This window comes from Pseudomonas allii (assembly GCF_055380095.1).
The window spans coordinates 640,588-663,012 of sequence record NZ_AP039450.1 but is presented as its reverse complement, the minus strand read 5'-3'; the positions used below and the strand labels follow the sequence as shown (position 1 = coordinate 663,012).

The following is a 22,425-nucleotide window of genomic DNA, read 5'->3' as shown; positions in this document are numbered from 1 at the left end:
GATGAACGCCGCGCAGTTGCGTCGAGTCAATGCTGAAAGTTTTGCCCACTACCGCCTGGGCTTGATCGAGCTGTTGCTGGACGCGGTCAAGCATGGCGCTTCGGTCGGCTTCATGGCGGACTTCGATGAGGCCCAGGCGCGGGCTTATCTCGGCACCGTGCAGGCGAGCATCGAAGACGCGAGCCTGCTGCTGTGGGTAGTGGTGCGCGACGAACAGGTGATCGCCAGTGTGCAGTTAGCGCTGTGCCAGAAAGCCAACGGCCTCAACCGCGCCGAAGTGCAAAAGCTGCTGGTGCACAGCAGCGCGCGGCGCCATGGCCTGGGCCAGCAACTGATGCACACCCTGGAGCTCGCCGCACGCCAGCACAAGCGCGGCCTGCTGTACCTGGACACCGAAGCCGGCTCCCCGGCCGAAGCCTTCTACCAGTCATTGCGCTACACCAAGATCGGCGAACTGCCCGACTACTGCCAAAGCCCGGACGGGCGCTACAGCCCGACCGCCATCTACTTCAAGACCCTGGGGCAACCTGCATGATTCCTGGCGAATACCGGATCCAGCCTGGCGACATCGAACTCAACGTCGGCCGGCGCACCGTCACCCTCAGCGTGGCCAACAGTGGCGACCGACCGATCCAGGTGGGCTCGCACTACCATTTTTTCGAGACCAATGACGCGCTGACGTTTGACCGTGCTGCGAGCCGTGGCATGCGCCTGAATATTCCGGCGGGCACGGCAGTGCGCTTTGAGCCGGGGCAGAGCCGCGAGGTCGAGTTGGTGGATCTGAGTGGTGGCAGGCGGGTATTCGGGTTTGCAGGTCGGATCATGGGTGATCTTTAGGGCCTTATCGGGGGCAAGCCCCCTCCCACACTTTGACCGTAGGTGGGCGGGGGCTTGCCCCCGATAGCGATCTCACATTCAACACATATCTTCAGGGCAACCACATGAAAATCAGCCGCCAAGCCTACGCCGACATGTACGGCCCCACCGTCGGTGACAAGGTCCGCCTGGCCGACACCGAGCTGTTCATCGAAGTCGAGCAGGACTTCACCGTCTACGGCGAAGAAGTGAAATTTGGTGGCGGCAAAGTCATCCGCGACGGCCAGGGCCAGAGCCAGTTGCTCGCCCATGAAGTGGTCGACACGCTGATCACCAACGCCCTGATCATCGACCACTGGGGCATCGTCAAGGCCGACGTCGGCTTGAAGAATGGCCGCATCCACGCCATCGGCAAGGCTGGCAACCCGGATATCCAGCCCGGCGTGACCATGGCCATCGGCGCCAGCACCGAAGTGATCGCCGGTGAAGGCATGATCCTCACCGCCGGCGGCATCGACACGCACATTCACTTCATTTGCCCGCAACAAATCGAAGAGGCGCTGGACAGCGGCATCACCAGCATGATCGGCGGCGGCACGGGACCGGCCACCGGCACCAACGCCACCACCTGCACCTCAGGCCCGTGGCACCTGGCGCGCATGCTGCAAGCCAGCGATTCGTTCCCGATGAACATCGGCTTTACCGGCAAGGGCAACGCCAGCCTGCCGGAACCCTTGATCGAGCAGGTCAAGGCCGGTGCCATCGGCTTGAAGCTGCACGAAGACTGGGGCACCACCCCCGCCAGTATCGACAACTGCCTGAGCGTGGCCGACGAGTACGACGTGCAGGTGGCGATCCACAGCGACACCCTCAACGAATCCGGCTTCGTCGAGGCCACACTCGCCGCGTTCAAAGGCCGCACCATTCACACCTACCACACCGAAGGCGCCGGGGGCGGCCATGCGCCGGACATCATCAAGGCCTGCGGCTTTGCGAATGTGCTGCCCAGCTCCACCAACCCGACGCGGCCGTTCACCCGCAACACCATCGACGAACACCTGGACATGTTGATGGTCTGCCATCACCTGGACCCGAGCATCGCCGAAGACGTGGCGTTCGCCGAAAGCCGCATCCGCCGCGAAACCATTGCCGCCGAAGACATCCTGCATGACCTGGGTGCGTTCTCCATGATCAGTTCCGACAGCCAGGCCATGGGCCGTGTCGGCGAAGTGATCACGCGCACCTGGCAGACCGCCGACAAGATGAAAAAACAACGCGGCGCCCTACCGGGCGACGGTGCGGGCAACGATAACTTCCGCGTCAAACGCTACATCGCCAAGTACACCATCAACCCGGCGATCACCCACGGCGTCAGCCATATCGTCGGCTCCATCGAGGTCGGCAAATGGGCCGACCTGGTGCTGTGGCGCCCGGCGTTCTTCGGCGTCAAGCCGACGCTGATCCTCAAGGGCGGGGCAATTGCCGCCAGCCTGATGGGCGACGCCAATGCGTCGATCCCAACACCGCAACCGGTGCACTACCGCCCCATGTTCGCCAGCTTCGGCAGCAGCCTGCACGCCACCAGCCTGACCTTTATCAGCCAGGCCGCGCAGGACGCCGGCTTACCCGAAGCCCTGGGTTTGAAAAAGCAGATCGCCGTGGTCAAGGGCTGTCGCGACGTGCAGAAAACCGACCTGATCCACAACGACTACCTGCCCCACATCGAAGTCGACCCACAGACCTACCAGGTCAAGGCCGACGGCGTACTGCTGTGGTGCGAACCGGCGGATGTGCTGCCGATGGCGCAGCGCTATTTCCTGTTCTAGGCCACGAACGGCGCGCCGATGAGCGGCAACCGCGCACGGTCCAGGGCCTGGCCGGTCAGCTTGGCGACCAGGGCCTTGTCTTGTGTCGCCAGGTTCGCCATTTCAGCCTCGAACCGCGCCGGGTCCGAGGTGGCGTACCGATCGAACGCCGCCTCGGCCTCGGCCTGCATCGCCTGGAACGGCCCAGGATTGGACTGCTTGAGAAAGCCCAGCCAAAACGGCTGCTCACCAATCGACTTGCGCAACAGGTCGCCCTCTTCCAGGGCAAGTACTCGCACGCGTGCCTGCTCGATCATGGCAGGGGTCACATCCGGCTCCTTGAACATCATGCGCGCCGATTGCCAAGGCAAGTCCAGTTTGTCCTCGGAAGCCAACTCGGTGGCGTAAATCAGGTAGATCTCTACCTCGTCGATGTCCCGCATCACGTTGCCTTCGGCATCACGATGCGTGACGCGGTGGCCGTCGGCATCGTACTCGGGGAATGTGCGCCCCTGAGCCACCAGTTCACTGACCCTGCCGTGGGCGATCCGGCCCAGTTCGTCCAAGCGCGACTTGCCGCGCGCCAGCTCGAGCAATTGGCGCTCCACCAGGTCCTCGGCCACCAACTCGTAGGCTTGGGCGACCAATACTTCCACACCCATGGCGTTGAACAGTTGAGCGCCGGCATCCACACAGGTGGTGGGTGCCGCGGCCATGATGAACAGCTTTTCACGCAAGGCACGGTGCGCAGCTGCAGCCTCGATCATGGTCCACACTTTGCGCGTCAGGTCGGCTTTGGCGGCGCCCTCCTCAAGGGTATCTGCGGACTCGGACAGTTTGCGCAACTCGTTAAAAAAAGGCTCGGAGCCGTGCTCGTGTTCGAGGCTGTCCCACACGGGCTGTTTGGCGAGCCACTGCTCGTCACTCAAGCCCGTGCGCCAATGGATGCTGTCGAGCACGCCCCTGGGTGGATAGGGTCGATCAGGCTCCAGCCCTACCGATTGCCGATAGCCCCTGATCACATCCAGGTTCTGCGCGGAAATGTACTGCGGTTCCGAGCTGATACGGGTGCGCGCCACGATGTTCGCCTGGCTTGAACCTGCGTCGACCTGCGGCACGCTGTCCAACCGATTGGCACTCAGGTCCAGTACGAAAGAGCGCGCACGGGGTTGATCAAACAGGCCTGGTGGCCAGGTATGGAGCCCGGTATCGCCGAGCAGCAGCATGCTCAAGTCCGGCATGCGGCCGATATCCGGTGCCAGCAGAAGCGGATTGCTCTCCAGTCCCAGGTAGTTCAGTTGCGTCAGCCCTTTAAGGTGATCGACGGCGTGCGCGTCCAGGACGATCTGGTTTTCGGACAAGTCCAACGCAGTCAAACGCAACATCTGCCCGATTGCCTCGGGCAGCACCGTCAGCTCGTTGCTCTCCAGGCCGAGACGGCGCAGGCGCTTGAAGTGGCGCAGGAACGGGGTGGGATCGGTCTCGATGCCGGCGCCCGAGAGTTCAAGGGCCGAGACGTGATCGAAGTTGACCGTCAGCAGGGGCAGTTCTTCCAATTGGTCGAACAGGTCCTCTCCAGACAGGTCAATGACCTGGCCATGGGAATACCCGCTGATATCCAGGTCCTCGCTTCCGGTGCGACGCCATGCTTCGCGCAAGGCCCTGACGATCCTCAAGCGCGCACGCCGCTGGTGCAGGAACGCGCCAGAGCGGCGAGCCTCTGCGGACACTTGCCGGACGTGCTCGCGCAGCCAGTTCTGCAACGCGTTGTCGAAGGTTTTATATTCCAGTTCCAGGGTCTTGAGCTTCGCGTGCTGCTCCACGCCTAACCCATCGACAAACGCGCTCACCTGTTCGCTGGTCAACGTGGGGTAGAGGCTGCGCACGCGCTCCTCGACGATGCGCCCCCAGGCAGTGTCCTGGCCATGATTGCTCCATCGATACCCCAGCCGCCCGCCGGGCAGGCGCATCGAGGGGCGGTCGGCAAAGCGGTAGCGGCGTTGCTGCATCTTGAGCAATGGCCGCAGTTGATCCCGTGGCAGCGCGCCTTCAACGATCTTTGCCTTCAGTTGTGGACCTTGTTTGATGCTCGGCAAGCCGATGGCCCGACGGTGCGCATCGGTCAGGGCATGTTGCAGGGCCGCATACAGGTCTTCGGTTTCGTGCAGGGTTTCATCGCGTATATTGCGCGCCTGATAACGGCCCTCGCCGACCCGCACCAGCACCTTGCGCTCGGAGGCGTCTTCGGCGCCGAAGCTGGCCCGCAACTCCCCTTCCAGCTCGCCGTCGCGCACTTCCAGGCGCAGGTCGTCCTTCCACCCCGGCAGGGACTGAAGTGTGTTGAGCGCCAGGACCTCGGTATCCTTGTCCGCCAGCGCTTCCAGGTATAGCCCTTCATAGGCGTGGGCCAGGCGCATTTGCTGCTGCGCCTGGCGTGCGGCCTCGGCAATGCGCAACGGCACGCGCTGGTCAGTGTTGAGGGTGCGCAATTCCTGCCGCGTAGCGCCGACCAATAGCTCCTCGGCCATCAGCGCCGGCACGCGTGGAAACTGGCGTGTAATCAATTGGGTGGCGGGCTGCGCAGTGGGTTGCTGCTCGGCGTACAGGCTGCGCATCAACCGGGCGCGCTGGCTCACCGCGAAGTCCTGCAGGCGTTTGCGCAAGGCGCCAATGCGTAGTTCCGGGGTCCTTGGGGTGTAGCCGGGCAGTAACGCGTGGGTTTGTGCTTCACTCAAAAAGCCGATGACAGCCGCGGGCAACTCCCCTCTCATCAACGCCATGCGGCTGATGCGCAGTGTGTCCCGCGCAATGGCCTTTGAGTAACCGTACTTGGCCGACACGCTGCGCGGTTCGGCGTCCGAGTAGGCTTCGAGCGCCAAGTGCTCCGGCCATCCGCTCAGCTCAGTGACCAGCGAGGCCGGGAAGCTGCACAGGGCACTGGAGAGCCTGCCCTGGCCGATCCCTTCGGCCACCGCCACCGCATCGTGATAGGCCCGGAACTGGCGCACGGTGTCCAGCAGGATCGCCGGCACGGGCTCGCCTTCGGCATGCACACGACGCAGCCGGTCTGCCTCAACCCCGCTGACCCGACGGATCTGCTCCAGTTCGACGTCGCTGAAGCCTTCCATCACGGGCCCCAGGCGTCGCATCAGGGTTGCCCCGCGCCATCGCAACGGCTGTTCCAGTTCATGGTTCCAGGCACCGCTGCCGTTGGCGGTCAGCCGGGGCTGGTAGACGTCACTGCGCGTTGGATGCACCACGTGGTAGCCCTCGGTCTCGGCGTCCTGCTGCACGGCATAGCGCCTGCCTTCCAGTTCCAGCACCTGTTTGCCACCGACCCGGTGGAGCCCGCGCACATCCGCGACCGAGCCTTGGGGCAACGGCGACGGGTGTTCGTAGGCCGACAGGTCCGGCTTCCACAGCCGGGTCTTGCCGCCGGGTAATTGCACCGCTTTGAGCTGTTCGATAAAGGGTGAAAGTGTGAGATGGCTGACGGTCGCACCGATCGCCAGCAGCGCCAGGTTTTCAATGACATCGGTGATATGCGCCCAGCCGGCTTCACGGTCGCCCTGCGCCCAATCGATAGCACCGTCCAGCACTTCGTACAACAACTGCCCGGCCGTCACCAATGACATCACCACACCCAACGGTGGGATTACCATGCCCAGCAGGTTCACGCCAAACAAACCGATATTCAGATAGTGCTCCAGGCGCCGAGACCGTTCAGCTTTGTCGGCATCCGCCGTGCTCACGGCCTGGGCGCGTGCATCAGCGTACAGCCGGGTACGCAGGTTTTCGTAGCGATGGGGCCACAGGTCCACTTCCTCCCAGAGGCCCTTGATCGAAGCTGCATTGACATCGAATTCAGGGGCGGTGATCGGTACGTGCACCTGGGGTTCGGGGTCGCCGAAGATCGAGGCGATCCCTGTGATGGCCGGTGGGCTGAAGAGCTCGGTGATGTACTGGCCCCACTCCGAGCGTATCCATTGCAAAGCGAAGGGCTGCGGCGGCGCATCCAGCACCAGCTCGGTGAGCCGGCGAAAGTAGTAGGGCCGGTGCTGGTAGGCGACGAACTGGCTGATGAAGCGCTGGTAGTCCGTGGCCGGTGCGACTTGAGAGCGATCGGCACCGCTCCCCGGTCCGGCCTTGAGACGGTCGGTCATGGCGTTGCTGAAGGCATCGTAAGAGGCGTAGCGCTTGATCGGGTGGTCAGGGTCGTCCGGGATATAAACGATCACCCATGTGGAGTAGCGGTATTTGACGCAGGGGTCGATCACCAGGCAATCCTGCAGGCGCAGGTTCATCAGGCACGGCACGCGGTACCACACCTGCTTGTCGCCCAGCATGATCTGCGGCTCGCCGGCCAGCACGCGCATCAACAGGGCATGGTCGCTGTCATCGATATCGCCCTTGAGCAGGGCCAGGCAGGCTGCCGCTTCGAACGCTGCCTTCTGATGCTTCAGGTAGCGCTCGCGCAGCACGCCTTCGGCGACCGCATCCTGTGGCTGCAGGAAAGACTTGAGGTGTGCCTGGTACTTCGCGCCCAGGTCCAGGCCACGGCAAAGCCGGGCAAACGTCTCGATCTTCAGTGTCGTGGGGTGCCGCTCGAAGTGCCCGCGGGCATCGGGCGTGGTGATGAACCCGGAAAATGCATTGAAAAATCCGACCTCGGCCTCCCGCGCCTCGAAGTTGTTCAAGGCTGCCTGCAACAACGAAAAGGTCTTGGTCTTGAACCCGCCGGTCGCCACACCAAAAGCATCTTCGACCGGGCTGTATAGCCGCAGCCAGGTTTGATTGACGTCCAGTTCGAAACCGGCCTGCTTGAGCGCCGCTTCCAGCAACGGCTGTGCGAAGGCTGTCACCGACTGCAGCTTCGCCAGGGACTTTTCCAACTCATTGAGCGACGAGCAACGCGCGTCCAGCAACGCCTTGATTTGGTCTTTACGCGGCTGGGCGGCGGCGGCGTACCAATCGGGAATCTGTGCCGGGGTTTGCTTGAGCGCCAGGCGACGCGAGGGCGAGGCCTGGCTCAGGCACGGCGCAATCGCCTGTTTGATCAGAGCGTAATGTTGGCCTTGTTCAATGGGTGCAGGTGGAGAGGTTGGCGCGGACATAAGGTGACTACCGTGTGATCTGACAATCGCGCAATCCTAGGTCGCCCCTGCCGGCCGTCGGCCCTACCTATCTACCGCTGCCCGCGCCTGAACGCGTGATGTGCTGTCGGCTCCCCCATTCATTGCAGGAGCGACACCATGCCTGAGTCTCCATCCGTCACTGACAGCCACCACCATGACTTGCTCAAAGACGCCATACCGGCCTGGCTGACAGACGTGCCTCCGTCCTACCGCAGCGCACTCAAACACTCGGATGCCGTGCTGCCCGCCTGGTATCAACAGGCCTCGGCGGCGCAACGCAAGACGCTGGAAGACAGCGTCGTCGCCAGCTTCACCGCGCAAGGTAAGCTGGACAAGGCGATGTCGACGCTGCAAGACATCGACACCTTCGCCAGGCCCCTGCTGGTCAAGGCGCTGAGCGATCAGTTCAAGGTGCAGCTGGATGTCGATAAAACCTTTCTGAGGCTCAGAAAATCCATCACCGTCGGCATCTTCTCGATCACCGCCGGCTGGTTCGAAGCCTTGAAGCTGCCGCTGTTGCAAGCCGCCCTGCACAACTTCGAAGAGGCTGAATGTGAGGCGGACGCCTTTCATCCGTCGTCGGGGTTCGTGATCAAGGCCGGGGACGATTTTGAGCCGATCACCACGACGCTGACCGTGGCGCAGTTCACCGGTTTGTGCCGCTCGCTGGATATCGGCGCGAAATACCAGGCTTACCTCAAGGACTATCTGGAGCCCAAAGACGCAGTCACACAGGCCGTATTACGCGACAAATTCATCGCCGCCCACAAGGCCGCCCTGCGCGTTGCAGCTGAACAGGCATTGCTGAAAAAAGACATCACCGACGCTGACTACCGCATGGTGCTCTCGGTGGTCGGCGGCGAAACCGAACCGATGCTGAACGGCGAGCGCATCTGGTTTCGTGACTTGAGTTTGATGAAGCACCGCCTGACCGGCGTGGTGGTGTTCCTGGTCAGTGGAGAACTGCACAGCGCAAGCCAGTTACTGCTGTACATCCCTGACGATCCGCAATCGCCGCTCAAGCGCTACACCGTGGCGCAACTCAAGCCCATGTTCAAACAACGCCTCACCGCCCGCGACACGCCACCAGCCTCGGCCGGCAGCCCCACCGCCTACCAGCGCTTTTTCAGCCAGTTCGTCGACTACGCCGACCGCGCGGACTACTTCAGCCAGTTCACCCAGGACACCTCGGAAACCACTGTTGCCCAGGACCTGGCCCCCTATGCGCCCCTGCTGAACCAGATACGCCAAGGACTCGACCCGTATTCCCTGTTCAGCCGGGTCAACACCCTGCCACCGCCCAACCCGATCCAGCAGGTGGCCAACGACGATCCCTACCTGAACCCTGTCGTTATCGCGCCCGTGCACAGTGGCATCTTCTGGGTCGATAACTTTGACCTGTGGACCTACCTCTACGAGCAACACCGCGCCAAAGTCTACGCCGACGCCCGCAGCCACGCCGTGCCCACCGCGCAGGTGGATGCCACCGTGCGTTCGCGCAAACTGGCGGCGCTGCTCAATATCGGCATGTTGCTGTTGACCGGGGTGTCGATATTCGTGCCAGGGCTGGGCGAAGTCATGATTGCGGTGATGGCCGGTCAACTGCTGTACGAAACCTTCGAAGGGGTGAAAGAGTGGACCGAAGGTGATCGCAAGGCTGCCAAGGCCCACCTGATCGATGTGGCGGAAAACCTGGTGCTGCTCGCCGCTCAAGTCGGCGTGGGAAGCGGCTTGGCCAAACTGACAGCGGTCCCGGCCGAGCCAGTGGTCGAGGGGTTGCAGCCGGTTACCCTGCCCAGTGGGAAAACCCGCCTGTGGAAGCCCGACCTGAAAGCCTATGAAAGTGACGTGGCCCTGGCAGCCGATGCCAGCCCCGATCCCCAGGGACGCTATGCGGTCAACGGCAAAACCTATATCCGCCAGGACGGTAAACACTACGAAATCAGCCAAGGTACAAAACCTGGCGAATGGCGCATCCAGCACCCCAGCGATCCCGATGCGTATCAGCCGCTGCTACGGCACAACGGCCAAGGCGCCTGGCGCCACACCCTGGAACGCCCACTGGCCTGGGACCGGCTGACCCTGCTACGCCGGCTGGGCCACGCGACCGAGCAATACTCCGACGAGCAACTGTTGAAGATCGCTGAAGTCAGCGGCGTCAGCGATAACACCCTGCGCAAGGCACACCTGGACAACCAGCCGCCGCCGCCCGAGTTGACGGATGCCATGCGCCTGTTTGAGGCCGACAGGGGCGTCGAAGACGTGATCAGCCAGGTGCAGAGCGGCACGGCGGTGGATGAACGTTATCTGTATATCCTGCCGCTGGTCACTGAGTTGCCCCGCTGGCCGACGGGTCGGGTGCTGGAGGTCTTTGACGGTCCGGGCCTGACGGGAAAATCCGTGCAGTACGGCGTTGAGCGCTTGTATGCCGGTGTGCGCGCCAAGGCGCCCATCCGCATGAGCCGCGCGGAGGTGCTGGGCAGCGGGTTGCCGGCACGTATCCTGGCGGCGCTGGACGAGGATGAGATCACCGACCTGCTCGGCGCCGAGGCGGCACGGGTGCGGGAGGCCTGGCCGGTGGAGTTCAGAAAACAGATCACCGACTTTGCGCAGACCCGTCGCCCGGCGATTTTCGAGAGCCTCTATGAAGGCCCCAAGCCTACTGACCTGCGTATCACACAATTGCGCAAGGCCTGCCCGGGGCTGAGCCAACCCGCAGCGCAAGACATCCTGGCCCACGCCAGCACCGAAGCCCTCGTGCGCCTGGAAAGCGCCGGCAAAGTGCCGCTGGCCTTGCTCGAAGAAGGCCGCTGGTATGCGCGACAGGGGCGCCAGGCTCGCGCCTATGCCGGGCTGCACACGGATCACATCGCAACCACCGACAGCAAGCGCCTGGCCCTGCATGCATTGCAGAAACTGCCTGGCTGGTCGGACGCGGTGCGCCTGGAAATCCGCGATGAACACGTGGGGGGCCGGCTGATCGACGCCATCGGCAACCAGGACGCGATGCAGCGCAAATTCCTGGTCAAAAAAGGTCCGGTCTACCAGGCATTCGACGAACGTGGTGAGGCCCTCAACAGCCTGCCCAGGTATGGCGACAACTTCTACGCGTCGGTGCTGCATGCCCTGCCCGACGAAGCGCGCCAGGCGTTGGGCGTGCCCCATGTGGGCCAACAGGCCGAGTTGCAGCGCAGCATCATTCGCAGCGCGGTCGAGCACAGTCATCTGGCGCCGCAGTGGCTGGGCCAGCCACGTGGTGAGTCGATGCGGTTCAAGCCACCGGCGCGCATCGGCGTGAATCAGGCCGGCTACTATGCCAGCGGCCGTGGCGCCGGCATGGACCCGTCCCTGGTGACACGCGTGCAGGACCTGTACCCCGACTTGAGCGACGAGCAGGCCAACGGCTTTATCCTCCAGCAACGCCGCGCCGGGCAAACCGACGCGCAGATCTACGGGCTGTTGCAGGCACGCGGGCGTGAATGGGAAACCCTGGAAGCCACGCTGACGCAATGGGTTGAAACGCAGCCGCCCACCTCGCCTGAAGCCATGCAGCGCAGCGCCACCGCCGAAAACCTCAGGGCCAGTTGGCGAAATGCGCCCCTCGCCAATGACGTGCAGACAGCCGCTCGACTTGAACTCACCACCGACGCCCCATTGCCGCCGTTGACTGCGGACTTTTCCCATGTGCGCGCGTTGGTCACGCACGGCCAACCGCTGGAACAACTTTCAGGCCTGTTCCCCCGCGTGGAAAGCCTGCATATCTTCGTCACCGGCCCTCGGAGCATCAACCAGTTCGAGACGTTGACGCGGTGGCCAAGGCTGACGAGGCTACAGCTCTTCTCGCCCCTCTCGGCCGAAAACATCAACACCCTGGGCAGCCTCAGCCAGCTGGAAGAATTAAGCATTGCCAACAACAACGTGTTCCCACCGATGAGCCAGCCCCTGCTGGACGTCAGCCGCCTGACGCGGCTGCGCCAGCTGGAAATATTTGGCTCCCAGGTAACTGACTGGCCGGTTGGCGTGCTGGAACTGCCCCACCTTGAGCGCCTGAATCTGCGCGGCACCAGCATCGACAGCATTCCGGCCGAACTGCTGGAGGGCCACGAACGCTTGCTGGCCGGTCTTTCGCTAAGCTGGTCGAGACTGTCGCGCGACAGCTTCAGGGCGCTCTATACACGGCTGAACGACCGACCAGTTCACTTGATCGACCTTGAGGAAATGGTCCGGGAATACTGTGCCGGGGAACTGTCGCGCCTGACGGAACCGGCGCGGGACTCGCAGGTGTTGATCAACACCTTTGCCGAACGCTGGGTCGGTCACCATGCCCGCTTTGTAGCGATTGAGGCGCTGAGCGAGCAGTACAGCGGAATCGACCGCAGGTTGAATGAGTGGTTGCGCCCTCCCCACGAGGTTGAACATGCGAACCAACGCTGGATGGGCGGTTACTTGCGGGTGCAATGGAGTCGCGGGCTGCTCAACCACTACGCGGCGGCTGACCCGCTGCGCGTGCGGCCGAGTTCATTTCTGGAGGTGGATCTACGTGGCTTCAGCCCCTCGAGCCTGCCCGACTTGCCAGCCAACAGTTTCCCCCACACCACTGCATTGCGCCTGATGAACCTGCGCGTGCCCATGGAGCAGGTAAGCCGTTTCATACGGGCCTTCACTCAGGCACGCACCCTCGAACTGAACTACTGCGACCTGGCCGCCGCACCCGCCGAGCTCCAGGAATTCCCCGTGCTGGAACACCTCTCGCTGCAAGGCAACCCCTTGACGAGGCTGGAAGTCGCTCACTTGCACCGGCTCAGGACCCTGAACCTGCGAGAAACAAACTTGCTGCAAGTGCCGACCGGTCTCGAGGACTTGCCGCAACTGGCCTCGCTGAACCTGCGCAATACCCGCATCACCGCGTTGCCCGAGGCAATCCTGACCAGAGACGAGCTGCTGCTCAGTACCAACGTGGTCGGTACGCCGTTGAGCCAGGTTTCCGAAGGCGCGCTGGCTGTGGCCCGACAGCGGGTTGAAACCGCCCGGGGCCTGCCCGCCGGAGCCCTGGAGCGTTTTGCCTATGAGGAACCGCCCACCAACGTATTCCCCGAGACCGAAAGCGGAGCCTCATTGACCCGCCACCTGCTCGACCTGCCCAGCGCCGAACCCGGCCTGCCCCTGCCGCAACGCCTGCAGCGCTTGCAGCCCGCCATGGACGAGCAGGCGCTGCAGCAATGGCTGGCACGTCTGCGCGCGGGAGGTGCCAGCGAAGCGCATTTGAACGCACTGATCGACGTCTGGAATGAGGCCCTGCACGCGCTGACACGCCAGCTCAATGGCTGGCTGTACACGCGGGGCTCACAAGCCACAGACTGGACCGTGGCAAGCCGTCGCAACCAGGCCGCGCAACGCATCATCACGTGCTGGCGCCAGGGACTGGCGGCAGATACGGCGGGCCAGACCCTGAGTTTCAACGGCTTGCAACTGGACAATCTGCCCATGCTGGCGGCGGACTTCACCCACGTGCAACACCTGGACCTGAGCGGCATCCAGTTCGCCGAGCAAGGCTCCAACGGTTTCCTCGCAGGGCTTTCCGGTGTGCGCTCATTGCGATTGACGGGTAACGAGCTGCAGGGCCTGCCCGCAGCGCTCACAGAAATGCCTGAGTTGCGGGAGCTGGATCTGTCCTCCAACCGATTCGACGATGAATTGGCCATCGGCCTGGATGAATGGCCACACCTGCAACAGCTGAACCTGAGCGACAACCTGATGGAGTTCTTCAGTATTGAGCCTGGCTCGCCCCTCGAGGTGCTGAACCTGAGCGGTAACCGCCTCACGGATTGGCCGGCCGGCACATTGGAAGCCGGTCATCTGCGCACACTCAACCTGAGCGCCAATGACATCAGCTCAATCCCTTCCGAGGCACTGAATGGCAGCCATGATGCCTTGATGGAGGGTACCGACATCTCCGAAAACCCATTGTCCCACGACAGCCTGACAGCGCTTATCGAGTATCTGGACCGCACGGGACGCGACTCGGCGCTGGGCCTGTCACGACGGGAAATCCAGACAATGATGGGCGACGCGCTGCCATCATCGCCTGAACCCGACGAGCTCTTTCCTGAACAACCTGACGAAGACCTCCCCGGGCAACCCGCCCCGGTTGAACAACCCGTGCCCTGGATAGACGACCTGCCTCTCACCGAGCAAGGCAGGCTACGGGAGATCTGGGCACAACTGCAGGCCGAACCGGATCACCAGGCGTTTTTTCACTTGCTCGAACGCTTGCAGGACACCATGGAGTTCGGTGCTGGTCGCGCCGATCTTTCGCAACGCGTGCGCAACGTGCTGGAAGCGGCCGCCGACAATACTGAGTTGCGCCAGACGCTGTTCGCCATGTCACATACCCACGGCACTTGCGTCGATGGGCGCATCCTCACCTTCAGCGGGCTGGAAGTCCGGGTCTACGAGCACAATGCGTTGCTCAACGTCGATACGGCGCGGCTGGATCTGAGAGGTGCGGCCCTGTTGAACTTGTCCCGGCAGTTGTTCCGGCTGGGCAGAGCCGAAGTCGAGGCCGACAGAGCGCTGGTTCCACTCTCGGACGTGGCGGAAGTGCGCTTGTCATACCGCATCGGCCTGGCCAGGGGTTGGCCGGACCAGTTGGAGTTGCCCGGGCAACCACGGTACATGCGCTTCAGTCGGCCCATCAGTGGCACTGAACTGGCTGAAGCCCGCCGCAATATTCTCGACGCGGAACGCAGTGAGATGTTTTACGAGGACCTGATCAGCCGAGACTACTGGGTCGACTACCTCAAGCAGCGGTACGCCGATGAGTTCGCCACCCTCAAAAGCAATGCCGATGCGCGGCAGAACGCTCTGGAAGATGCGCACGAAGCCTTTGATGACGCCTACCTCGAAGCCTTGAGCCGGCTGGAAATCGAGCAGGCCACCGAACGTAACCTCAAGCTGCTGGAGCTGTCACGCCGGGAGGTGGCCGAGCTGACACCGCCCAGCGGTGATCAACAGCAACCCGGCCCTTCCCGGGACGTGACGGGGCGCCGTTCGCATTAACCGGCGCCCAGGCGTTCACGCCCTCAGAAGTTTTCGCGGGGATTGAACGCCGCCTTTTGCGCCAGCTCCTGCCACAAGGCCTTGACCTCATCGCTGCTGTCTTTGGGCATTACCGCCTTGAGCTGCACGAACAGGAAGCCGCGCTGCCCGGCCTTGTTCAGCAGGCCATGGCCCTTGGCGCGCATGCGCTGGCCGTTCTGGCTGCCAGCAGGCACCTTGAGGTTGATCTTACCGGTCAGCGTCGGCACCTGTACTTCAGCACCCAGCGCCAGTTCCCACGGCGCCAGGGGCAGGTTGATGATCAGGTTTTCGCCATCCACTTCGAATTTTGGATGCGGCGCGAACTTGATGATCAGGTACAGATCGCCATTCGCACCACCGCCAATGCCCGGCGCGCCCTGGGCCTTGAGGCGAATGCGCTCGCCGTCGGTGACGCCGGCGGGGATCTTGACGTTCAGGCTCTTGGTGGTGTTGCTCACATGCCGGCCCGACGCGTCGTACTGCGGCACCTGGAAGGTGACCTGCTTGGACTCGGTGGACAGCGTCTCTTCAAGGAACACCGACAGCTGCATCTCCACGTCCTGGCCTTTGCGCCCGGCAGGCCGACGCTGGCCGCCACCAAAGGCGTCGCCACGGGAGCCGAAGATCGAACTGAAGAAGTCCGAGAAGTCCTCGCCACCGCCGCCACCGCCAAAGCCGCCACGGCTCTGCCAGCCCGGTGGTCCCTGGAACGGTTGGCCATGCTGGCCATATTTGCGCAGTTCGTCGTATTCGGCGCGCTTGTCGGCGCTTTTGAGCGCCTCATAGGCTTCGGACGCGTCCTTGAACTTGGCTTCGGCGTCTTTTTCCTTGCTCACGTCGGGGTGATATTTGCGCGCGAGCTTGCGATAGGCCGCCTTGATTTCCTTGTCATCGGCGGTCGGCTCGACACCCAATATCTTGTAGTAGTCTTTGAAATCCATCGGCGGTTCACCATCCTTAATCGAGATCGCACAGCCCGGGGCACAACGTGCGCTGCATTGCACTTGTTGAGTGATGTGGCCTGGGGGTGCGTCAAAGTGTTATCGGCACTTGCCGTATGCAAGAGATGTGGGGGCAAATACCCAACTTTCAAGCGCGATTTAGCGGATAGTCGGCCTACGCATCCGCCTTCGACTGGCATACACTGCGCGGCCGTTTTTCAACCGGAACCCGATAGACATGAAAAACCCATCCCCAGCCCGTGCCTGCGGCATCGACTTTGGCACGTCCAACTCCACCGTCGGCTGGATCCGCCCCGGCGAGGAGACGCTCATCGCGCTGGAGGACGACAAGATCACGTTGCCGTCGGTGGTGTTCTTCAACTTCGAGGAGCGCCGCCCGGTGTACGGTCGCCTGGCCCTGCACGAATACCTGGAAAACTACGAAGGCCGGCTGATGCGCTCGCTCAAGAGCCTGCTGGGTTCCAAGCTGATCAAGCACGACACCAGCGTGCTCGGCACCGCGATGCCGTTCACCGACCTGCTGGCGCTGTTTATCGGCCAACTCAAGAGCCGCGCCGAAGCCAACGCCGGGCGAGAGTTCGAAGAAGTGGTACTGGGCCGCCCGGTGTTCTTCGTCGATGACGACCCGATGGCCGACCAGGAAGCCGAGAACACCCTGGTCGACGTGGCGCGCAAGATCGGCTTCAAGGACATCTCGTTCCAGTACGAGCCGATTGCGGCGGCGTTCGACTACGAGTCCACCATCGAGCAAGAAGAGCTGGTGCTGATCGTCGACATCGGCGGTGGTACGTCCGACTTTTCGCTGGTGCGCCTGTCGCCGGACCGTCGCCACAACGACAACCGCCAGAGCGACATCCTCGCCACCGGCGGCGTGCACATCGGCGGTACCGACTTCGACAAACAGCTCTCGCTGAACGGCATGATGCCGTTGTTCGGCTACGGCAGCCGCATGAAAAGCGGTGCCTACATGCCCACCAGCCACCACATGAACCTGGCGACCTGGCACACCATCAACTCGGTGTACTCGCAAAAGTCCCAGCTGGCGTTGGGCAGCATGCGCTACGACATCGAAGACACCGGCGGCATCGACCGCCTGTTCAAGCTGATCGAACAGCGCGCCGGACACTGGCTGGCGATGGAAGTGGAAGAAACCAAGATCCAACTGACCCACGAAGACAGCCGCCATGTGCTGCTGGATCGGGTTGAGCCAGGGTTGAGCGTGGAGCTGAGCCGGACGCTATTTGAATCGGCCATCGACGGTTTGCTGGAGCGCGTGCGCAACAGCGTCACGCAGTTGCTCAACGATGCCTCGGTGAGCGTGGCCCAGGTGGACACGGTGTTCTTTACCGGCGGTTCCAGCGGGATTCCGGCACTGCGCCACAGCATCTCGGCGATGCTGCCGAATGCGCGGCATGTGGAAGGCAATATCTTTGGCAGTATCGGCAGCGGCTTGGCGATTGAGGCCAGCAAGCGCTACGGCAGCTGAGTTTTATCTGAAGGACCGCGTCGTGCCCATCGGGGGCAAGCCCCCTCCCACTTTTGAATGTGTTCACAGATCAAAATGTGGGAGGGGGCTTGCCCCCGATGAGGCCAGACCGGCCGATACCAGGCTTAAACCATCCCGCCGAGCTTCAGCTCACTCTTCAGGTACGCGTAGTAAATCGGCCCTGCCACCACGCCGGGCAAGCCAAACGCGGCCTCAAACACCAGCATCGCCAACAGCAACTCCCACGACTTGGCACTGATCTGTCCGCCCACGATCCGCGCGTTGAGGAAGTACTCGACCTTGTGGATCACGATCAGGTAACCCAACGCCGCCACCGCCACCCAGATCGACAGCGACAGCGCGACGATGGTGATCAGGGTGTTGGACATCAGGTTGCCGATCACCGGCAGCAGGCCGAGCAGGAAGGTCAGGACGATCAGGGTCTTGGTCAGCGGCAGGTGGATCCCGCACAGCGGTAGCACCACGGCGAGAAACACGGCGGTGAAGGCGGTGTTGAGCGCGGCGATCTTGATTTGGGCGAAGACGATGTTGCGAAACGCCTGGACCAGCAGGTGCAGGCGATCGAACAGCGCGGCGGCCAGGGGTTTGCGTTTGGTCAGGTCGGGCACGCGCTGCAGGGCGATGATCGCGCCGAGCACCATGCCGATCAGCAAGGTGACGAACATGTGGGCAGCATCTTTGCCCACCAGTTGCAGCTCGCTGAGGTGCTTGCTCAGCCAGTCGCCGATGGCCACGCGGAACTCGGCGGCGCTTGCGGGCAGGTAGGCGTCGAGGAACGGCGGCAACTGTCCGCGCGCGCGGTCGACCACGCCCATGAATTTGTCGAGGGACGCCCCGGGGTTTTCCGCTTCGTGGAGCAGGAAGCTGATGGCGCCGGCAAAGATCAGCGCCAGCACGCTGACGATCAACGTGCCGAGCAAGGCTACCGCCAGCCAGCGCGCGCGCCGGCCTTCGATCAGCCGTTGCAGTTGGGGGGTGAGCATGTTGACCAGTTCATAGACCAACAGGCCGGCCAGCAGGCTGGGCAGCAGTTTGAGCGGCAGCACCAGCAGCAACCCGCCAAAAATGATGATGTAGCTGGCCAGCAATAGCACGTGACGCTGAGAAAACGTTGGCATACAGCCTCAAAACGAACGGCGTTAAAGGATGGGCAGTCTGCCAGCCTTGAGGGAATCAAGCGAGTGGGTCGGTTGTGAATGCGATCAAGTGTGGGAGCCGGGCTTGGCCGCGATGGCCTCGCCGCGGTGTACCAGACAGAGCAAGGCGCCTGTATCGCGGGCAAGCCCGGCTCCCACTGTTGATCTGCGGCGCTCGCTAAAGAGTGATCAGCCTTTGAGGCAGGTGCTCATAAAGGTTTTACGCGCATCGCCGGTCAGCGCCTTGGTTTTCGCCGACGCATTGCAATCCTTCATCTTCTGTTGCTGCGGTGTCAGGGTCTTGGCGTCATTGGCCGCCGGGGCTGACAGGCAGGTCTTCATGAACGCCTTGCGCTCGTCGCCCTTGAGCGTCTTGGTGGTGGCTTCGGCGTTGCAGGTGGTCATTTTGTTTTGCTGGGCGGTGGCGGCGAAGCCTTGGGAACACAGCAGCAAGCCCATCATCAACAGCGGAATTCGCAGCATCTTCATGGAGTTTTCTCCCTGTTACCGCACCGAAGGGCACGGCCTACCCAGCAGTGTAGTCAAAGCCTGTTACATCTTCACCGACTACGAATATGCGCCCGCCGATACTGCTCGGGGGTACATCCCGCCTGGCGCTGGAACATGGCGATAAACGCCGAAGCAGTGCTGTAGCCCAGGTCAAACGCCACATGTTGCACGCTGCGCTCGCTGTCGAGGGCCTCGATGGCGGCCAGGTAACGCAGGCGTTGGCGCCATTCGCCGAAGCTCATGCCCAGTTCCCGCACGAACTGACGCGCCAGGGTGCGCTCGCTCACGTGCACCTGCTCGGCCCAGTGCGCCAGCGGCCGGTTATCGCCAGGGTCGGCCTGCATGCCTTCCAGCACGCCGAGCAGGCCGGGGTGACGGGCGTAGGGCAAGAAACACTCGTGGATCGGCGCCTGCTTGAGTTGGTCCACCAGCACCTGGGCCAGGCGGATGTCGGACTCAGTCTGCGGCATGTTCACATCGCGCTGGGCGAAGTCACTGAGGATGGCCTTGAGGATATCGCTGATGGCCAGGGTGCACGGCTGCCGGGGCAATTGCTCGCAGAGTTCCGGGGCCAGCCCCACCGAGTGGTAGACAATTGCCTCGGCATTGTAGGAGCTGTGTTCGGTATGCGGCGGCACCCACACGGCGTACTGCGGCGGTGACATGAAGCGGCTGCCGGCCACCTCCATGCGCATCACGCCACTGGCCGAGTAATCCAGCGAACCCCAGAAATGCTGGTGCGGCGTGCACTCGGTGTCAGGGGCGAAATCCGAATAGCGGAAATACACCGGGCTCGGCAGTTGGGGGAAATCCTGGAGGCGTACGTTGTGCTTGGCCATGTTGTCTGGATACAGCGGCGGGTTGTCTGGATCGCAGTATAGGCTTCGATCCAGACAATGGATAATCCTGCCTCATCTACACACCGGGTTCCTTTCGATGCAATACGCTTATCCCTTGCTGGCCATTTTTATCTGGGCCGGCAATACCGTCGTCAACAAACTGGCCGTGGGCGCGCTCTTCCCGGCGGAGATCGGCTTTTACCGCTGGCTGCTGGCGGCACTGCTGTTTACGCCATTCATGCTCAAGCCGGTGATTGCCCACTGGGCGCAGATCCGCCCGAACCTGGGCAAAGTGTTCATCCTCGGCGTGCTGGGCATGGCGGTGTACCAGAGCCTGGCGTACTACGCCGCGTCGCTGACCACGGCGACCAACATGGGCATCATCCTGTCACTGATGCCATTGATGGCGCTGGCGGCGGCGATTATCAGCCTCGGCCAACGCCTGACCTACGGCGCGCTGACCGGGGCGGTGCTGTCATTCGCCGGCGTGGTGGTGGTGGTGTCCGCCGGCAGCCTCGGCGCGCTGTTGCAACACGGGGTCAACCTGGGTGACGGCATGATGCTGGTCGCGACCCTGGCCTATGCGGTCTACAGCACCCTGCTGAAAAAATGGCAACTGCGCCTGCCGCCGCTGGTGCTGCTGTATCTGCAGGTGCTGGTGGCGGTGGTGGTGCTGTTTCCGCTGTTCCTGTTCTCGGCGAAGGCCGGCCTGGGCTGGGCCAATATTCCGCTGGTGTTGTATGCGTGCCTGTTGGCGTCGATGCTGGCACCGCTGGCCTGGATGCATTCGGTGAAGACCTTGGGGCCGAGCCGCACCACGCTGTTTTTCAACCTGCTGCCGTTGATCACTGCGTTGATTGCTGCCGTGGTGCTGAAGGAAGAGCTGGCGCTGTATCACTTGGTGGGTGGCCTGCTGACCTTGGGCGGGGTGATCTTGTCGGAGCGCTGGACCACGCCGGTGCGCTAAACACCGGCCGCCTTCAAGCGCCGTGCGTGCTCGACAAACAGCCGGATCGGTTCCGCGCCCTTGCCCACCAGGCCCATGGACTGGTTGACGATGTCGAAATGGTCCAGTGCGTAGTCATCGCCGATCACCAACCCCAGGTGTGAGCTGTAGCGCCCGACCATGCCGTCGCACTGGCCCTTCTCCCGCACGAAGCTGCGGGCGAACAAGCGGCAACTGCGGTTCGTGCCGTCGAACAGGTTGCGGCCACGGTCGGTGATGCCCGGCTGCAAGGTGCCGGACCACGAGTAATAACGCACGCCGTTGACCTCTTCGGCACCCTGCCCGCCCCAGGTCTGCGGCAACCCCTGTGGGTATCGCTGGTTGAACAACGCCACGCCGGCACTGGTCAGGGAGTGATGGGACGCCTGCAAGTCCGCCTTGAAGCGCGGCCCGCGACAACCGGTTTCCAGCACGCCCATCAGCCAGGCGGCCAGGTGAAACAGCGCGCTCATGATCCGGCCCTTCACACCGTCAGCGGGGTAATGCAGGTGGATATGGTCCGCCAGCTCCGAACCATGATTGGGGCCAGCCACGGAGGTCACCGAGGCGACCCACTCGGGGCGCTTGGCTGCGGCATACCGCGCGGTGAGCGAGCCCTGGCTGTGGCCGATCAGGTTGACCTTGTCGGCACCGGTTTCACGGCGAATGCGCTCGATCTGCACCAGCAGTTGCTCGCCACGCACCTCGCTGGAATCCAGCGGCGCCACCTGCACGGGAAACACCTGCGCGCCACCCGCCCGCAATGCCGGGACGATGCCGTACCAATACGGGAACCAGCCCAGGCGCACGAAGCCGAGCATGCCGGGTACCAGCACCAGGGGGTAACGCGTGGCTAATGACTGCGGCATGGGCCGAACGTCCTTGATCAGGAATGGATGCCAACAGGCTAGCCCAGCCCCACGACGAGGTTGTGACATAAATCCAATAAAACTTTTTGCTTCACCCGGGACTCACAACTTGGAGCGATCACGCCAACAGAGCGTGGCGCAAACCCGGATTAGCCCCAGGAGATTGAAATGACTGAAGCAAACTTGACTGACGTTGCGACCCTGCGCAGCCGCGCCCGCCAGAACGTCGAAAACGGTGCCGTGACCGAGGGCTATGACGCCGACCGCGAAGAAATCATCCGCCTGCTCAACGCATCGCTGGCCACCGAGCTGGTCTGCGTGTTGCGCTACAAGCGTCACTACTTCATGGCCAGCGGCATCAAGGCCGCCGTCGCCGCGCAGGAGTTCCTCGAACACGCCACCCAGGAAGCCGAACACGCCGACAAACTCGCCGAACGCATCGTGCAGTTGGGCGGCGAGCCGGAGTTCAACCCGGACCTGCTGTCGAAGAACTCCCACGCGCAATACGTGGCCGGCAAGGACCTCAAGGAAATGGTCTACGAAGACCTGGTCGCCGAGCGGATTGCCGTGGACAGCTACCGCGAAATCATCCAGTACATCGGTGATAAAGACCCGACCACGCGCCGCCTGTTCGAAGAGATCCTGGCGCAGGAAGAAGAGCATGCCGACGACATGGCGGATATTCTCGAAAGCCTGTAACCCCATGTGGGAGGGGGCTTGCCCCCGATAGCGGTGGATCAGTCAATTGAGATATCGACTGGTCTACCGCCATCGGGGGCAA

At 62.8% G+C, this 22,425-nt stretch carries 13 protein-coding genes; 7 read left to right on the top strand and 6 right to left on the bottom strand.

The annotated features are described in order from the left end of the window. Position 1 precedes the first annotated feature (1 nt). The 3 genes from ACZ445_RS02875 to ureC all read left to right on the top strand — a co-directional run bounded on the left by ACZ445_RS02875 (position 2) and on the right by ureC (position 2,642). A complete protein-coding gene (locus ACZ445_RS02875) occupies positions 2-535 on the top strand; it encodes a GNAT family N-acetyltransferase (RefSeq protein WP_058423548.1) in 534 nt (177 codons plus the stop codon). Then, entirely contained in the window at positions 532-837 is a 306-nt protein-coding gene (locus ACZ445_RS02870) for an urease subunit beta (protein WP_058423547.1), read from the top strand. Before ACZ445_RS02875 ends, ACZ445_RS02870 begins: the two co-directional genes overlap by 4 nt. 104 nt (positions 838-941) lie before the next feature. Continuing rightward, a complete protein-coding gene (ureC, locus tag ACZ445_RS02865; protein WP_058423546.1) occupies positions 942-2,642 on the top strand; it encodes an urease subunit alpha in 1,701 nt (566 codons plus the stop codon). Here the strand turns inward: ureC and ACZ445_RS02860 are convergent. Next, positions 2,639-7,735, bottom strand: coding sequence for a dermonecrotic toxin domain-containing protein (locus ACZ445_RS02860; RefSeq protein ID WP_464707974.1), 5,097 nt, complete (start codon positions 7,733-7,735; stop codon positions 2,639-2,641). The two genes, ureC and ACZ445_RS02860, sit on opposite strands and share 4 nt — an antisense overlap. A 138-nt stretch (positions 7,736-7,873) precedes the next feature. On the opposite strand from ACZ445_RS02860, the gene ACZ445_RS02855 reads away from it, so the two are divergent. Then, positions 7,874-14,815, top strand: a complete 6,942-nt coding sequence (locus ACZ445_RS02855) for an NEL-type E3 ubiquitin ligase domain-containing protein (protein WP_464707973.1) — start codon at positions 7,874-7,876, stop codon at positions 14,813-14,815. A 23-nt stretch (positions 14,816-14,838) separates the two neighbouring features. Here ACZ445_RS02855 and ACZ445_RS02850 read toward each other — a convergent pair whose 3' ends face one another. Then, positions 14,839-15,777, bottom strand: a complete 939-nt coding sequence (locus ACZ445_RS02850) for a DnaJ C-terminal domain-containing protein (RefSeq protein WP_058423543.1) — start codon at positions 15,775-15,777, stop codon at positions 14,839-14,841. Between the two features lie 238 nt (positions 15,778-16,015). Here ACZ445_RS02850 and ACZ445_RS02845 point away from each other — a divergent pair, with 238 nt between their 5' ends. Further along, the gene (locus ACZ445_RS02845; RefSeq protein WP_058423542.1) at positions 16,016-17,284 is read left to right on the top strand and encodes an Hsp70 family protein; all 1,269 of its coding nucleotides are present in this window, start codon (positions 16,016-16,018) and stop codon (positions 17,282-17,284) included. A 125-nt stretch (positions 17,285-17,409) separates the two neighbouring features. Here ACZ445_RS02845 and ACZ445_RS02840 read toward each other — a convergent pair whose 3' ends face one another. The 3 genes from ACZ445_RS02840 to ACZ445_RS02830 all read right to left on the bottom strand — a co-directional run bounded on the left by ACZ445_RS02840 (position 17,410) and on the right by ACZ445_RS02830 (position 19,790). Then, positions 17,410-18,423 carry an AI-2E family transporter gene (locus ACZ445_RS02840; RefSeq protein ID WP_027607720.1) on the bottom strand — a complete coding sequence of 338 codons (1,014 nt, stop codon included), beginning with the start codon at positions 18,421-18,423 and terminating at the stop codon, positions 17,410-17,412. 207 nt (positions 18,424-18,630) lie between these two features. Further along, positions 18,631-18,930, bottom strand: coding sequence for a PsiF family protein (locus ACZ445_RS02835; protein ID WP_017849707.1), 300 nt, complete (start codon positions 18,928-18,930; stop codon positions 18,631-18,633). A gap of 71 nt (positions 18,931-19,001) precedes the next feature. After that, the gene (locus ACZ445_RS02830) at positions 19,002-19,790 is read right to left on the bottom strand and encodes an AraC family transcriptional regulator (protein WP_058423540.1); all 789 of its coding nucleotides are present in this window, start codon (positions 19,788-19,790) and stop codon (positions 19,002-19,004) included. Between the two features lie 97 nt (positions 19,791-19,887). Between ACZ445_RS02830 and ACZ445_RS02825 the strand changes: the two genes are divergently transcribed. Continuing rightward, the gene (locus tag ACZ445_RS02825) at positions 19,888-20,757 is read left to right on the top strand and encodes a DMT family transporter (protein ID WP_179040881.1); all 870 of its coding nucleotides are present in this window, start codon (positions 19,888-19,890) and stop codon (positions 20,755-20,757) included. Here ACZ445_RS02825 and ACZ445_RS02820 read toward each other — a convergent pair. After that, positions 20,754-21,644 carry an esterase/lipase family protein gene (locus ACZ445_RS02820; protein ID WP_310863261.1) on the bottom strand — a complete coding sequence of 297 codons (891 nt, stop codon included), beginning with the start codon at positions 21,642-21,644 and terminating at the stop codon, positions 20,754-20,756. The two genes, ACZ445_RS02825 and ACZ445_RS02820, sit on opposite strands and share 4 nt — an antisense overlap. A 168-nt stretch (positions 21,645-21,812) precedes the next feature. Between ACZ445_RS02820 and ACZ445_RS02815 the strand changes: the two genes are divergently transcribed. Then, positions 21,813-22,343, top strand: a complete 531-nt coding sequence (locus tag ACZ445_RS02815; protein WP_010213553.1) for a ferritin-like domain-containing protein — start codon at positions 21,813-21,815, stop codon at positions 22,341-22,343. The last annotated feature ends 82 nt before the right edge of the window (positions 22,344-22,425 follow it).